Origin of the sequence: Pseudomonas sp. NPDC087814, assembly GCF_044742865.1 — a bacterium.
Classification (GTDB): Bacteria; Pseudomonadota; Gammaproteobacteria; order Pseudomonadales; family Pseudomonadaceae; genus Aquipseudomonas.
Genome location: NZ_JBIUVK010000048.1, coordinates 17,359 through 31,240, shown reverse-complemented (window position 1 = coordinate 31,240; position 13,882 = coordinate 17,359). Strand labels below are relative to the sequence as shown.

Sequence of the window (13,882 nt, the reverse complement as noted above, 5' to 3'; positions counted from 1 at the left end):
CCACAACATTCCATTACATTTGCGCGTACTCCTGGCTGAAGTTTCGGCTATCTCCTGCCTTTTGAGTTTCGGACGAATTGCCCCATGGCCAAGCAAGACCACCTGCTGATCGTTGATGACGACCCGCAAATCCGCCAATTGCTGTGCGACTACCTGAGTGACGCCGGCTTCCAGGTGTCCACCGCCGGCGACGGCAAGGAAATGCGCCGCCGCCTGGCGCTGAATGTCATCGACCTGATCGTCCTCGACCTGATGTTGCCCGGCGAAGACGGCCTGAGTTTGTGCCGCGAATTGCGCGTCAGCTCCAACACGCCGGTGATCATGCTCACCGCCAAGGGCACGCTGATCGACCGGATCGTCGGCCTGGAAATCGGCGCCGACGATTACCTGCCCAAGCCGTTCGACCCGCGGGAGTTGCTGGTGCGGATCAAGGTGGTGCTGCGCCGGGTGCAGAGTTTTCCGGACCGGGCGCGGCTCGATGAAGCTCCGAGCATCAGCTTTGCCGGCTGGCAGCTGGACACCCGGGCCCGCCAATTGCTTTCGCCGGAAGGCGTGGTGGTCAGCCTCGGCAACTCCGATTACCGGGTGTTGCGTCTGTTGTTGCAGCATCCCAACCGGCCGCTGAGCCGCGACTTTTTGCTCAACCACGTGTTCGACAAAGACAGCACGCCGTTCGACCGCTCGATTGATGTGTGCGTCAGCCGACTGCGCTCGCAGTTGCCGGCCGGGTTGATCAAGACCGTGCGCAACGAGGGTTACATGCTCACCGCCGACGACGTGGCGCTGCAATCGTGAAACTGCTGCCGCGTTCGCTGTTCGGCCGGCTGGTGCTGATCCTGGTCAGCGGCATGCTCGCGGCCCAGGCCCTGACCAGCAGCATCTGGTACGACATGCGCCACGGCCAGGTGCTGGAAATCCCCAGCCGGCTGATCGCCACGCGGCTGGCGGACGTGGTGCGGCTGGTACACAGCGATCCGGCGCAGGCGGATGTGCTGATCAAGCTGCTCGATACGCCGCGCTTTCGCCTGACCCTGAGTGACCAGGCCAGTGATGTGACAAGCAGCATCAGCGACAGCGACCAGGCCACCGAGCGCTTGCTGAATAAAGTGCTCTCGGAGAAAACCGGCTACACCCAGAACCTGCATCTGTTGAGCCTCAAGCTGCTGGATGCCGAGGGCCAGCATGCCGGGCTGTCGACTCTGCTCAGCTCCAGGCCTGTGGTGGGGCAATTCCTGATTGACCTGCGTTTGCCGGACGGGCGCTGGCTGCAGGTGCAGGCCACCGAAGAACAAGGCTGGACCAGTACTTCGCCGATGGACTTGCTGTTCGATTACGTGATGCGCATTTATCTGCTGCGGGTATTGGTGCTGGTGATCATTGCCCTGGTGGCGGTGCGCCTGGCCATTCGCCCGCTCAACGCCCTGGCCAAGGCTGCCGAAGCCTTGGGCCGGGACATCCAGCGGCCACCGCTGGCCCTCGATGGGCCCACCGAAGTGCGCCGTGCCGCCCAGGCGTTCAACGCCATGCAGCAGCGGCTGATCGCCAATATCGCCGAGCGCACGCGCTTCCTGGCGGCGATTTCCCACGACCTGCGCTCGCCCATTACGCGCCTGCGGTTACGTACGGAAATGCTCGACGACAACCGCACCAAAGAACGTTTTCGCAGCGACCTGGAAGAAATGGAGCACATGGTTTCCAGCACCCTGGACTTCGTCAGCAGCGGCGAAATCAACGAGAAGCGCCAGAACATCGACATCAACGCCTTGCTGCAAAGCTTGCAGGCGGACCTGCAGGACGTGGGCGAGACGGTGACGATAGAAGGGCGGGCCAAACAGCCATTGCCGGGGTATGCCCGCAGTCTCAAGCGTTGTGTGCAGAACCTGCTGGAGAACGCGGTGCGTTATGGCTCCGAGGTGGTGGTGCGGGTAGAGGACAAGGCGGACAGCTTGAAGATTGTCATCAGCGACCGTGGGCCGGGGATTCCCCAGGAACAACTGGAACAGGTGATGGAGCCGTTTTACCGGGTGGAAGGCTCACGCAATGTGGAAACCGGTGGTTACGGGCTGGGGCTGAGTATCGCGCATACGATCGCCAGTGCCCATGACGGGCGGTTGAGCTTGAGCAATCGGGAGGGTGGGGGATTGGAGGTGGTGTTGGAGTTTCAGCGCAAATCCTGGCCTTGAAATGCAGGCTAAATGTGGGAGCGGGCTTGCTCGCGAAAGCGGTGTATCAGTATCAGAGAGGTTGACTGACACTGCGCTTTCGCGAGCAAGCCCGCTCCCACATTTGGATGTGCAGTGTTTCGAGAATCGGGTTTCTTAACTCAAGCCCCGTGGCACTTCTTGAATTTCTTCTCGCTGCCGCACGGGCAAGGATCGTTACGACCCACGTCCTTCAACGTATTGCGCACCGGCTCCTGGTGAGCGTGGCCGCAGTTCGGGCCGTGGACATGGCCGTGGTCGTGATCATGATGATCGTGATCGTGGTTGCAGTCGGGACCATGGACATGGGGTTGCTGAGTCATCGATGTCGCTCCGGAATAAAATCGCCGGGGATTATCTCGCCATTGCGCAACACCTGCACGTCGTTCCCGATAAATAAACCGGTTTTCAACTCGCCTTCAAGACGATAGGGCACGGGATCGCGCGGATTTTTCAGCATGTCGACCACATCGCGGATCTGCGGCCACAGGTTGGTGCGCACCGATACCCGGAAAAAAGCGTGGCTGTGGGGTGGCACGGTCAGCCATTCGTTGGACTCGCCTTCGGTCAGCACCATCGTGCCGAGGCTGACCTTGTAAACCAGGCCGCGTACGGTCAGGTCGTTGTCGTCACGGTTATCCACGCGGAAATACAGCTTGAACTTCTGCTCCAGCAACTTGACCCGCACGGGGTCGACCTTGACCAGACGCACCTCGGGGGCGGGCGTATCGTCGGCGAACCACGACGCGCAGCCGGAGAGCCCCAGCATCAATGCCAGCAGAAGGCTGTAAGTCCTGAATACCCGCGCCTGAGAAACCATGCCGTTACTCCGTGTGAAGAGTCAGCATAGCAAGCGAGAGCCTGTCGGGTATCAATGAATGTCAGAGGTAGCCGGAACAGCACTTCTTGAATTTCTGCCCGCTGCCACACACGCAGGCGTCATTACGCCCGGCCTTCACGTCCACTGTCGGGTCGATAAAGTACCAGTGCTCATTGTTCTGTACGAAAGATGAGCGCTCGCGGTGGCTGTGTTCGCCGGTGCTGTCATGCCAGCGAGCGGTAAAGGTCACGAAGGCGTGTTCCGGCTGGCCGCCGAACACCTCGGAGCTTTCCACTGAAAGGCCCAGCCAGGTGCTTTGGGCGCTCCAGGCGCCGATGGCGGTGGTGTCCAGCCCGGCTTGCTGCGCAGGCAGGGTGGTTGCCACCAGGTAGTCCACCAGGCCCAGCACATAGGCGCTGTAGCGCGAACGCATCAACGCTTCGGCGCAGGGGGCCGGGTGGCCGGCGTGATAATGACCGCAGCAGGCATCCAGCAGGTTGCCGCTGCCGCAGGGGCAAATGGATGTACTCATCGGGTTACCACCAATACTTTCCAAAATTTTGCGGGTTGGCCCAGAAGCGGGCGTTCAGCCAATCCGGCACCTGTTTATAGTCAAGCAGATCATAGGTAAACAGCGTCAAAACCTGATCGTCGCGCTGGAAACGCTCGCTGGCTTGCAGGGCCAGGGAGAAGAAATCGGTGTCTTTCCAGTGGCAGGCCTCCAGGTCCACCAGCACCGCAATGCGACTGGCATTGAGGTTGCGAATGCCCCCCAGCAAGGTCAGGCCCGCAGGTTTTGACAGGTGTTCCAGGCAACCGACCGCCAGTGCCAGGTCAAAACGCTGGGCCGCGAGGTCGGTGGGCAAGGGACCGGGCTCGGCGAAGGACACCACGGTATCCGGGTGTGCTTCCTTAAAGGCATCCAGCGCCGGGAACTGGCTGGCGCCCAATAACAACAGGCGTTTGGGCGCGTGAAGATCAAGCAGCGCAGCGAGCGCTTGCTGGGGTGTACGGGAAGAAATACCGGCAGTCATCGAAGATCCTCACATCAGGACCGTAGAGACTAGCCTGCCTGAGCGTGCGGGCCTAGAGCGGGCGGCGAGAATAAACCGCTCGGCCCAATGAATACTGGGGTGTGACACGCTGGCGCAGATGAAAAGAGCCGTCTTTACTCCACTCGTCGGCCCCCGCCGATCCCCTCAGGAGAAAGTCAGATGAGCATCATGCGGACAGCTCTACCCTTGGTTCTGCTAACCGGAGTATTGACAGGTTGCGCAGGCTTGCAAAAAACCGACTGGCCCACCTGTGCCGCCGTCGGCGGTGTGACCGGTGCTGCCATTGGTGCGACCCAAAGCTCGTCCTATGCAGGCTACGGCGCGCTGCTGATTGGCGGCATGGCTGGCGCCTATTGCTGGGTGCATGGCGACGGTGACGAGGACGGCGATGGCGTACCGGACAGCCGCGACAAGTGCCCTGGCACGCCAAAAGGCGTGCAGGTCGACGCCAATGGCTGCCCTCCGGTGCCGGTAGCGGTGGTTCAAGAGGAAGTGGTGGTGGTCAAGGAAGAAACCATCGTGATTCGTGACGTGCACTTCGAGTTCGACTCCGCGAAGCTCACCGCTGCCGACAAAACCAAGCTCGACGTGATTGCCACCCGCCTGAAAAAAGAGGCCCCGAGTGCGCAGTTGCGCGTCAGCGGGCATACCGACAGTGTCGGTAAAGATGCCTACAACCAGAAACTCTCTGAACGACGCGCTCATTCGGTGACCGACTACCTGGTCAGTTCCGGCATCCCGCGCAGCAGTTTTGTCTCCGTGACCGGCGCCGGCGAAAGCCACCCCGTAGCCGATAACAAAACCGCTGATGGCCGCGCGCTGAACCGCCGCGTGGAAATCCAGATCAACCGCTGACCCCGCCTCAAGGCCCCTGTGGAATCCCCAGGGGCCCCTTCATCAATTTTTTAATCCTTCACTGGCACAACGCCTGTAGAAGTCGTTACTGTGCGCCCAAAGAATAATGTGCAAGGGGAGCGTGCGGGATGAAGGTGTTTTGGGGGCTGGGTAAATTCTTGACGTTGCTGTTCTGGGGCGTGGTGGTGGTCAACCTGATCACACCGCTGATCAACCCGTTCCACCTGTTGGTCAACCTGGCCGGCAGCCTGTTGTTGCTGACCCATGTTCTGGAACTGCTGTTGTTCAACGGCAGTGTGAAAACCCGTGCCCATCCCTGGCGTGACCGCTTGCAGATCCTGCTGGTGGGTATGTTCCATGTGCAGAGCTTTTCGACGCCGACACCGACTAATGATGTAAACAAGGAGGCCAATCATGCGTAAGGTTTTTCTGTTGGCCCTGCTGGCCAGCCCCATTGCCCTGGCCCAGAGCGTCAGCGTCGAGACCAACTCCTTGATGCGCCTGCCCAACAGCAGTGGTGTGTTGCAACTGGAGCGACTGGACGTGGCGGATTACGGCACCTTGCTGATTCCCGCCAATATCACCCAGGTGACCGTGGATGAACTGCACCTGGGCCGCGACGCGCGAATCGCCATCGTGCCCGGTAGCACCACGTTGCAACTGCAGGTGCGTCAGGCGCAGCTGGAGCAGGGCAGCCAGATCACCTCACGCGGCGCTCCCGGTACCCATGAGCGCCCGGCCAAGGCGGGGCGTGACCTGGTGTTGCGGATTAACTCGCTGACGGCCGATGAGCTGTCGGTGGATGCCCGCGGTGGCGCGGGTGCCCAGGGTTATGCCGGGCTGGATGGCGCCAACGGCGAAGACCCGGGCTGCACCTGGGGTTCGGCCGGGCGCGGTGCCAATGGCGACAACGGCGGCGACGGGCTGCCGGGCGCGGCGGGCGCGCAGGTTCGTGTGGAATTGCCGCAGGACTTCCCGGGCGAGAAAATCAAGGTCTGGGTGGACGGCGGAGCCGGTGGTTTGGCGGGCACGGCGGGCAAGCCGGGTAAAGGCGGGCAGTCCAAGGGGTGCCTGGTGTACCGCGCGGATGGCGGCGAAAAGGGCCGGGCCGGGTTGGAAGGGCAGCCGGGGCCAGCGGGGCCTGCGGGTGCTGTGACCATTCAGAGGCTCTGAGGCGACTGGCCTGACGCTTTCGCGAGCAAGCCCGCTCCCACATTTGAAACGCATTCCAAATGTGGGAGCGGGCTTGCTCGCGAAAGCGGTCTACTAGGCGCTTTAGAACATCGGCCGTGCCGAAGCAATCGCCACCAGCACCAACCCCACTATCAAGTTAATCCCCACCAATTTACGAATCTGCCCCAAGGCCGCAGCCCCGGCCGGCCAATCCTCAGCCGCCACCGCCACGCGCAGCTCCGGCAACTTCAGCGCCTGAATCCGGATAAACAGCGCCGTCATCACCACATACAACCCCATCATGACCTGTACATAACGCGGCGCGGTCTCAAACCCGCTGAAGCGCAGTTGCAGCAGGCCGACACCGCTGATCGGCAACACCAGCACCGCCACCCAGACCCACACGAAAAAACGTTGAAACACATTTACCCAGAGTTTCAGCCGGGCCGGCCCGTCCAGCGCGGCCATGGCGGCGGGGCGCAGGATCATCCAAGCGAAAAACATACCGCCGACCCAGATCAGGGCGGCCAGTACATGCAGGGTGTAAGCGAAGCTAAAGACGGTCATTGGGGTACTCCGTTCTGCGCGGGATTAATTAGCGGGGTATGATAGCGGCCGATCCGAACCACTGAAAATTTATCCAGCGTTTTTTGCGCCCGACTATCCATGATCAGCACTGAACTCAAAACCACGATCCAGGGCGCCTACTCGCGTTTTCTCGAAGCCAAGAGCTTGAAACCGCGGTACGGCCAGCGCCTGATGATCGCCGAAGTCGCCAAGGTCCTCGGGGATATCGACACCGACGACGAAGGTCGGCGCAGTGGCGACCCCGCCGTGGTGGCCGTCGAGGCCGGCACCGGTACCGGTAAAACCGTGGCCTACAGCCTGGCGGCGATCCCCACCGCCAAGGCCGCCGGCAAGCGCCTGGTGATTGCCACCGCCACCGTCGCCCTGCAAGAGCAGATTGTCTACAAAGACCTGCCCGACCTGATGCGCAACAGCGGCCTGAATTTCACCTTCGCCCTGGCCAAGGGCCGTGGGCGCTATATGTGCCTGTCCAAGCTCGACGTGCTGTTGCAGGAAGGCCACGCGCAAACCGCCACTGCCTCGCTGTTCGAAGAAGAAGGCTTCAAGATCGAAGTCGATGAGGTCAGTCAGAAGCTGTTTACCAGCATGATCGAGAAACTGGCGGGCAATAAATGGGACGGCGACCGCGACAGCTGGCCCAATGCCCTGGAAGACGCCGACTGGGCACGGCTGACCACCGATCACAGCCAGTGCACCAACCGTCATTGCCCCAACTTCGGCCAGTGCGCCTTCTACAAGGCCCGGGAGGGCATGGGCAAGGTCGACGTTATTGTCACCAACCATGACATGGTCCTCGCCGACCTGGCCCTGGGGGGCGGCGCCGTGTTGCCCGACCCGCGCGACACACTCTACGTGTTCGACGAAGGCCATCACCTGCCCGACAAGGCCATCGGCCACTTTGCTCACTATACGCGGCTGCGCTCCACCGCCGACTGGCTGGAAACCACGGCCAAGAACCTCACCAAGTTGCTCGCCCAGCACCCGCTGCCGGGCGACCTGGGCAAGTTGATCGAGCAGGTGCCGGAGCTGGCGCGGGAGATCAAGACCCAGCAGCAATTCATGTTCAGCGCCTGCGAGCAGGTGGCAGACTTCAAGCCCGGCGAAGATGTGGAAGGTCGCGAACGGCCGCGCCATCGTTTCGTTGGCGGGCTGATCCCCGAGCACATGCGCGAAATGGGCGTCGAGCTGAAAAAGGGCTTTTCGCGCCTGACCGACTTGTTCACCCGTCTCACCGATTTGCTCAAGGAAGGCATGGATGGCGAGGTCAATATCGGCATCGCCAGCAATCAGGCTGAAGAATGGTACCCGCTGTTTGGCAGCCTGCTGTCCCGGTCCCAGGGCAACTGGGAGTTGTGGACCGCCTTTACCGTCGAAGACCCGGAAGACAACCCGCCCATGGCCCGTTGGCTGACCCTGTCGGAAAGCGGTGCGCTGTTCGATATCGAGGTCAACGCCAGCCCGATCCTGGCGGCGGAAATGCTCCGACGCAATCTGTGGAACGTGGCCTACGGTGCCTTGGTCACCTCGGCTACGCTGACGGCCCTGGGCACCTTCGACCGCTTCCGCATGCGCGCCGGGCTGCCGAAGAAGGCCGTCACCGCCGTGGTGCCCAGCCCGTTCCATCACGCCGACGCCGGTGTGCTGCGGGTACCGGACCTCAAGGCCGACCCACGGGATGCGCCGGCCCATACGGCGGCGATCATTCGTGACCTGCCATCATTGGTGGAGGGCTCACGGGGCACGCTGGTGTTGTTCTCGTCCCGCAAACAGATGCAGGACGTGTTCGACGGCCTCGACCGTGACTGGCGCAAGCAGGTGTTTATCCAGGGCAACCTGTCGAAACAGGAAACCCTGAACAAGCACAAGGCGCGGGTGGATGGCGGCGATTCCAGCGTGCTGTTCGGCCTCGCGAGTTTCGCCGAGGGTGTGGATTTGCCCGGTGCCTACTGCGAACACGTGGTGATCGCCAAGATCCCGTTCTCGGTGCCGGATGATCCGGTGGAAGCCGCGTTGGCCGAATGGATCGAAGCCCGGGGCGGCAATCCGTTCATGGAGATCTCGGTGCCGGACGCTTCCTTGAAACTGGTCCAGGCCTGCGGCCGCCTGCTGCGTACCGAAGAAGATCGCGGCACCATCACCTTGCTTGACCGGCGTCTGGTTACCCAGCGCTATGGGAAAGCTATCCTGAATGCTTTACCGCCGTTTCGGCGGGAAATTTCTTAAGGCCCAGTGGGCGAATTCGCCCACTTTGTGGTCTATCTCACCATCGCTTCACGTCATCAGGCCAGTCACCGGCCGTTTGGGAGAACCTTGTTCACATGATTCGCACGCTGCCCGCTGTTTTTGCCCTGTTGTTTGCCGCGCCATTGCTGGCTGCGCCTGCCGGGCAACAAACCTTGTTCAACTTTGTACGGCCCGCCGATGTGGTCAAGGTGGCGACCCAGGACGCCAGCCTGCCGCAATACAACGCCGAACAAACCGCTGAAGGCGAAGTGCTGCGCCGTATCACCTTCAACCCGGCGGCCGAACCGAGCCTGGTGCTCAGCCCGCAGACCGGCGCCTGGGACTGGTCGCAATCCGGTGCCATGAGCCTGCGTATTCAAAGTGCGATGGACTGGGCGCTGACCCTGTACGTCAAGGTGCAGAGCAATGACGGCCGGACGCTGTTCAGCCGTATCGACCTGCCAGCCGGTCCCGCGCAAACGCTGTTGATTCCGCTGCAAGCCAACTCGCCCCTGAGCCAGGGGATGAAGGCCGGCCCGCCGATGCCGATCACCGTCGATGGCCAGCGCGTGCTGCTGGCCAGCAGCGAAGGGGAGATCGACCGCAGCCAGATCGTGTCGGTGACCCTGTCGATGATCAAGCCGAACGTTGCCCAAAGCATCTTGCTCGAACGCTTTGGCGTGCAGGACATCGCGCCGGTACTCAAGGCTACCTACAGCGATCTGGTGGACGCCTATGGGCAGTCCACCCGCGCCCGGTGGCCGGAGAAAGTCAGCAGCGACGAGCAGTTGAGGGCCGCAGCGGTCAAGGAACAGCAACAGCTCAAGGGCTGGCTGGCCGAGCGCGACAAGGCCTCCCTGGACAAATTCGGCGGCTGGAACAAGGGCCCGGCCTTTGACGCCAGCGGCTTCTTCCGCACCGAGAAGCGCGACGGGCGCTGGTACCTGGTGACACCGGAAGGCCATCCGTTCTACTCCCTGGGCGTCAACACCGTCGCCCCGGACAACAGCCAGACCTACGTGGCGGGCCGCGAATGGATGTTTGCCGCGCTGCCCAAGGCCGGCGAGCCTTTCGACAAATACTACGGCAGCGGTGACAGCCGCAGCGGCAATGGTGCCGATCAGGGGCGCAGCTTTAATGTCGGCCGCTGGTACGACTTCTATGGCGCCAACCTGCAGCGTACCTATGGCCAGCCGTGCGTGCCGCCGGCACCTTGTGCTCCGGAAGGTTTCGACCAGAAACGCTGGGTCAGCCACACCCTCGACCGCCTGCGGGCCTGGGGTTTCAATACTGTGGGCAACTGGAGTGCGCCGCAGCTGGCGACCGCCGACCGCGTGCCTTACACCTTGCCACTGTCGATCGTCGGTGATTACGCGAGCATCAGCACCGGCACCGATTGGTGGGGCGGCATGCCCGACCCGTTCGACCCGCGCTTCGCCATGGCCACCGAGCGTGCGGTGGCAATTGCCGCCCGTGACCATCGCGACGACCCGTGGCTGATCGGCTTCTTTGCCGACAACGAACTGGCCTGGGCCGGTCCCGGTGATGATGCGAAATCCCGCTACGCCCTGGCCTACGGCACCCTGCGCATGACCACCGACGTGCCGGCCAAGCGCGCGTTTCTCAAGCAATTGCGCGACAAGTACCGCAACCAGGAGGGGCTTTCCAGGGCCTGGGGCATCGAGCTGCCCGCCTGGGAACTGATGGAAGACCCGGGCTTTGTGCCGCCAATGCCAAGCCCGGAGCACCCGGAAATCGAAGCGGACTTCAAGTACTTCCAGAAGACCTTTGCCGACGCCTACTTCAAGACCATCTCCGATGCATTGAAATGGCATGCGCCCAACCAGCTGTTGCTGGGTGGCCGATACGCGGTCAGCACGCCGGAAGCGGTGGCGTCCTGCGCGCAATATTGCGATGTGCTGAGCTTCAACATGTACACCCTCAAGCCTCAGGACGGCTACGACTTCGCGGCCCTGCGGACGTTGGACAAGCCGGTGCTGATCACCGAATTCAACTTCGGCTCGGCGGACCGCGGCCCGTTCTGGGGCGGCGTGACGCAGCTGGCCCGGGAAGAGGATCGTGGGGTTGCCTACGCCAACTTCCTGAAGCAGGCCATGGCCGAGCCGTCGATCGTCGGCGTGCATTGGTTCCAGTACCTGGACCAGCCGGTTACCGGCCGTTTGCTTGACGGCGAAAACGGCCACTTCGGCCTGGTCGGCATCACCGATGTGCCGTTCCAGGGGTTTGTCGACAGTGTGCGCAAAAGTAACCTGGCTGCCGTCGATCAGCTGGGCAAGGAGGCCGAAAAGGCCAAGGCTGCCGCAGCGGTCCACGCCGGTGAGGGCGGCAAGCCCGGGCGTGAAGGCAATGCAGCAGCGCCGGGTGCAGAGCATTCCGGCGGGCATTCCGGCAAAGGTCATTGATGGGGGCTGATCGACGAGAGCGGGTTCACAAATCGCTCAATGGCTGGAACAATGTCGGCCACTTTCTGTAGTACTTTTCCAAGGGGGCTTAGGTGCAGATTCAGGGTCATTACGAGCTTCAATTCGAAGCGGTGCGTGAAGCCTTCGCCGCGCTGTTCGACGACCCTCAGGAACGTGGTGCCGCGCTGTGCATCCAGATTGGCGGCGAAACCGTCGTCGACTTGTGGGCCGGTACCGCCGACAAGGACGGTGCCGAGGCCTGGCACAGCGACACCATTGCCAATCTGTTCTCCTGCACCAAGACCTTTACGGCCGTCACGGCGCTGCAACTGGTGGCCGAAGGCAAGTTGCAGCTGGATGCGCCGGTCGCCAAGTACTGGCCGGAGTTTGCTGCCGCGGGCAAGGAAGCCATTACCCTGCGCCATCTGCTCTGCCACCAGGCCGGGTTGCCGGCCCTGCGTGAAACGCTGCCCGCCGAAGCCCTGTACGACTGGCAGATGATGGTCGACGCCCTCGCCGCCGAAGCGCCATGGTGGAAGCTCGGGGAAGGGCACGGTTATGCGGCGATTACCTATGGTTGGCTGGTGGGCGAGTTGCTGCGCCGCGCCGACGGTCGTGGGCCAGGCGAGTCCATCGTGGCCCGGGTTGCACGGCCACTGGGCCTGGATTTTCATGTGGGGTTGGCGGATGAAGAGTTTTATCGAGTTGCCCATATAGCCCGAGGCAAGGGCAATGTTGGCGATGAGGCGGCACAACGTTTACTTCAAGTAACGATGCGCGAGCCGACGGCGATGACTACCCGTGCATTTACCAATCCACCGTCTATTCTGACCAGCACTAATAAACCCGAATGGCGGCGTATGCAGCAGCCAGCGGCAAATGGTCACGGTAATGCGCGAAGTCTGGCGGGTTTTTATAGTGGGCTGCTCGACGGTAGTTTGCTGGAAGCCGATATGCTCGAAGAGTTGACCCGCGAACACAGTATCGGCCCGGATAAAACCTTATTGACACAAACCCGGTTCGGGCTGGGTTGCATGTTGGATCAACCGCACGTGCCAAACGCCACCTTCGGCCTTGGCCCACGGGCCTTTGGGCATCCCGGGGCCGGTGGTTCGGTGGGGGTTGCCGATCCGGAACATGATGTAGCCTTTGGTTTCGTGACCAATACATTGGGCCCTTATGTACTTATGGACCCGCGGGCGCAAAAGTTGGTAAGAATATTGGCCGGTTGTCTGTAAATAGCTTGCTGTCTTGCGTTTTTTTGTTACAAAGGCACATACAAAAAGACGCTAGGCAAAATGTTGTAACTTTAATGTTCCAAAAGCGTCTGTTTAACGGGTCATTCAGGCCCCTGGTTTTTTCTCATTTTGTGGATATCTCATGTTATCGAACAAGTCCTTGGCACTGGCGCTATGCCTCACTATTACTGGCTGTGCACAAACCCCACAAAATGATGCCGAGGGCGGGCATTGGTGGTCATTTGGCTCCGATAAGGCTGCTACCAAGGACGCAGTGAGCCAGGCCGACACCAAACCGGATGCCAAGCCGGCGGTCGCGGCCAAGGCGCCAGCGCCGGTAGCACCGGCTGCTGCACCTGCACCTGCACCGGTTGCGAAGGCGGATACCGGCTCCAGCTGGTGGCCGTTCTCGTCGAAAGCCGACGACGCCAAGGCAGACCTGAAGGCCGACCTCAAGGCGGCAACGCCTGCCTCCGGCGCCCCGGCTGATGCACCGGCCGCTGCACCTGCCGTTGCCAAGACGGATACCGATACCAAATGGTGGTGGCCGTTCGAAAGCAAGCCAAAGCCATTGGCCAAGGTCGACGTCGCCAACATCCCGATGCCTGATCCAAAAATCACCCAGGCCTGGTTGGACGACTACGAGCCACGCCTGCGTCTCGCGATCAAGGACAGCAACCTGCAACTGGAACGCCGCGACAACGTATTGGTGGTGATTGCTCCGGTTGACGGCTCCTACAACCCGAAACGCCCGGCGATGTTGCTGCCGGTGACCCTGGGTCCGTTCACCCGCGTTGCCAAGGCTGTTGAAGGCGATCCGAAGACCGCCGTACTGGTCCTGGGCCACGTCGACACCTCGGGTGCCGAGCCGGTAAGCCAGGCTTTGACCAAAGAGCGCGCGCAGTCCATCGCCTCGATCTTCAGCCTCAGCGGCCTGAAGCAGGACCGCCTGATGCTGCGTGGCATGGGCGACCTGATGCCGCGTGCCGCCAACGACAGCAACCAGGGCCGCGCCCTGAACCGTCGCATGGAAATCATGTTCACCCAGCGCACCACCATGCTGGCCTTGTTGAGCAAGTACAACTCGGCCAATCCGCCGAAGGCTGAAATGGTCGCTGTGCAGGACGTTCCTGCTCCAGCCGCTGCTCCGGTCAAAAAAGCGGCCGCTCCGGCGAAAAAAACCGTCGCCAAGAAAGCTGCCGCCAAGCCGGCTGCCAAAAAGGCCCCGGCCAAGCCTGCTGCTAAAAAGCCAGCACCTGCCAAGGCCGCCGCTCCAGCTGCTACCAACGACCAGGCGAAGAACTGA

Annotated in this window: 14 protein-coding genes; 9 read left to right on the top strand and 5 right to left on the bottom strand. The window is 61.8% G+C overall.

Annotated elements, in window-relative coordinates; genetic code table 11:
• The first annotated feature begins 84 nt into the window (after positions 1-84).
• Together ACIOMR_RS25450 and ACIOMR_RS25445 are read left to right on the top strand one after the other, a co-directional pair.
• A complete protein-coding gene (locus tag ACIOMR_RS25450) occupies positions 85-795 on the top strand; it encodes a response regulator (RefSeq protein ID WP_003213692.1) in 711 nt (236 codons plus the stop codon).
• Entirely contained in the window at positions 792-2,183 is a 1,392-nt protein-coding gene (locus tag ACIOMR_RS25445; protein ID WP_087694265.1) for an ATP-binding protein, read from the top strand. The genes ACIOMR_RS25450 and ACIOMR_RS25445 overlap by 4 nt, the downstream gene beginning before the upstream one ends.
• Positions 2,184-2,323: 140 nt before the next feature.
• Here the strand turns inward: ACIOMR_RS25445 and ACIOMR_RS25440 are convergent, their stop codons facing one another.
• The 4 genes from ACIOMR_RS25440 to ACIOMR_RS25425 all read right to left on the bottom strand — a co-directional run bounded on the left by ACIOMR_RS25440 (position 2,324) and on the right by ACIOMR_RS25425 (position 4,055).
• On the bottom strand, positions 2,324-2,524 hold the full coding sequence (locus ACIOMR_RS25440) for an SEC-C metal-binding domain-containing protein (protein WP_003213695.1): 201 nt from the start codon (positions 2,522-2,524) through the stop codon (positions 2,324-2,326).
• Complete coding sequence (locus tag ACIOMR_RS25435; protein WP_003213697.1) at positions 2,521-3,021, bottom strand: LEA type 2 family protein; 501 nt, start codon at positions 3,019-3,021, stop codon at positions 2,521-2,523. The genes ACIOMR_RS25440 and ACIOMR_RS25435 overlap by 4 nt, the downstream gene beginning before the upstream one ends.
• A gap of 61 nt (positions 3,022-3,082) precedes the next feature.
• Entirely contained in the window at positions 3,083-3,553 is a 471-nt protein-coding gene (locus tag ACIOMR_RS25430) for a YchJ family protein (protein WP_177009888.1), read from the bottom strand.
• A 4-nt stretch (positions 3,554-3,557) separates the two neighbouring features.
• Positions 3,558-4,055 carry a DUF6231 family protein gene (locus tag ACIOMR_RS25425; protein WP_008432105.1) on the bottom strand — a complete coding sequence of 166 codons (498 nt, stop codon included), beginning with the start codon at positions 4,053-4,055 and terminating at the stop codon, positions 3,558-3,560.
• A 180-nt stretch (positions 4,056-4,235) separates the two neighbouring features.
• Here ACIOMR_RS25425 and ACIOMR_RS25420 point away from each other — a divergent pair, with 180 nt between their 5' ends.
• From ACIOMR_RS25420 to ACIOMR_RS25410, 3 genes are all read left to right on the top strand, one after another.
• Complete coding sequence (locus tag ACIOMR_RS25420) at positions 4,236-4,931, top strand: OmpA family protein (protein WP_008432103.1); 696 nt, start codon at positions 4,236-4,238, stop codon at positions 4,929-4,931.
• Positions 4,932-5,059: 128 nt separating this feature from the next.
• Positions 5,060-5,353 (top strand): DUF1145 domain-containing protein, encoded by a 294-nt coding sequence (locus tag ACIOMR_RS25415; RefSeq protein ID WP_401197022.1) that lies wholly within the window; start codon positions 5,060-5,062, stop codon positions 5,351-5,353.
• Positions 5,346-6,104: a collagen-like protein gene (locus tag ACIOMR_RS25410; protein WP_401197019.1), complete on the top strand. Its 759-nt coding sequence runs from the start codon at positions 5,346-5,348 to the stop codon at positions 6,102-6,104. The genes ACIOMR_RS25415 and ACIOMR_RS25410 overlap by 8 nt, the downstream gene beginning before the upstream one ends.
• A 102-nt stretch (positions 6,105-6,206) precedes the next feature.
• On the opposite strand, the gene ACIOMR_RS25405 is transcribed toward ACIOMR_RS25410, so the two are convergent.
• Complete coding sequence (locus tag ACIOMR_RS25405) at positions 6,207-6,671, bottom strand: CopD family protein (protein WP_003213709.1); 465 nt, start codon at positions 6,669-6,671, stop codon at positions 6,207-6,209.
• Between the two features lie 99 nt (positions 6,672-6,770).
• On the opposite strand from ACIOMR_RS25405, the gene dinG reads away from it, so the two are divergent.
• The 4 genes from dinG to ACIOMR_RS25385 all read left to right on the top strand — a co-directional run bounded on the left by dinG (position 6,771) and on the right by ACIOMR_RS25385 (position 13,882).
• A complete protein-coding gene (gene dinG, locus ACIOMR_RS25400; protein ID WP_008432096.1) occupies positions 6,771-8,915 on the top strand; it encodes an ATP-dependent DNA helicase DinG in 2,145 nt (714 codons plus the stop codon).
• 95 nt (positions 8,916-9,010) lie between these two features.
• Complete coding sequence (locus ACIOMR_RS25395) at positions 9,011-11,338, top strand: beta-galactosidase (RefSeq protein ID WP_008432094.1); 2,328 nt, start codon at positions 9,011-9,013, stop codon at positions 11,336-11,338.
• Positions 11,339-11,430: 92 nt separating this feature from the next.
• Positions 11,431-12,576, top strand: coding sequence for a serine hydrolase domain-containing protein (locus ACIOMR_RS25390; RefSeq protein ID WP_401197015.1), 1,146 nt, complete (start codon positions 11,431-11,433; stop codon positions 12,574-12,576).
• 142 nt (positions 12,577-12,718) lie between these two features.
• Complete coding sequence (locus ACIOMR_RS25385) at positions 12,719-13,882, top strand: OmpA family protein (RefSeq protein ID WP_134325848.1); 1,164 nt, start codon at positions 12,719-12,721, stop codon at positions 13,880-13,882.

Coding starts and splice junctions, on each gene's coding strand:
- ACIOMR_RS25450 (WP_003213692.1), top strand. CDS start 85: ATGGCCAAGCAAGACCACCTGCTGATCGTTGATGACGACCCGCAAATC.
- ACIOMR_RS25440 (WP_003213695.1), bottom strand. CDS start 2,524: ATGACTCAGCAACCCCATGTCCATGGTCCCGACTGCAACCACGATCAC.
- ACIOMR_RS25435 (WP_003213697.1), bottom strand. CDS start 3,021: ATGGTTTCTCAGGCGCGGGTATTCAGGACTTACAGCCTTCTGCTGGCA.
- ACIOMR_RS25430 (WP_177009888.1), bottom strand. CDS start 3,553: ATGAGTACATCCATTTGCCCCTGCGGCAGCGGCAACCTGCTGGATGCC.
- ACIOMR_RS25425 (WP_008432105.1), bottom strand. CDS start 4,055: ATGACTGCCGGTATTTCTTCCCGTACACCCCAGCAAGCGCTCGCTGCG.
- ACIOMR_RS25420 (WP_008432103.1), top strand. CDS start 4,236: ATGAGCATCATGCGGACAGCTCTACCCTTGGTTCTGCTAACCGGAGTA.
- ACIOMR_RS25415 (WP_401197022.1), top strand. CDS start 5,060: ATGAAGGTGTTTTGGGGGCTGGGTAAATTCTTGACGTTGCTGTTCTGG.
- ACIOMR_RS25410 (WP_401197019.1), top strand. CDS start 5,346: ATGCGTAAGGTTTTTCTGTTGGCCCTGCTGGCCAGCCCCATTGCCCTG.
- ACIOMR_RS25405 (WP_003213709.1), bottom strand. CDS start 6,671: ATGACCGTCTTTAGCTTCGCTTACACCCTGCATGTACTGGCCGCCCTG.
- dinG (WP_008432096.1), top strand. CDS start 6,771: ATGATCAGCACTGAACTCAAAACCACGATCCAGGGCGCCTACTCGCGT.
- ACIOMR_RS25395 (WP_008432094.1), top strand. CDS start 9,011: ATGATTCGCACGCTGCCCGCTGTTTTTGCCCTGTTGTTTGCCGCGCCA.
- ACIOMR_RS25385 (WP_134325848.1), top strand. CDS start 12,719: ATGTTATCGAACAAGTCCTTGGCACTGGCGCTATGCCTCACTATTACT.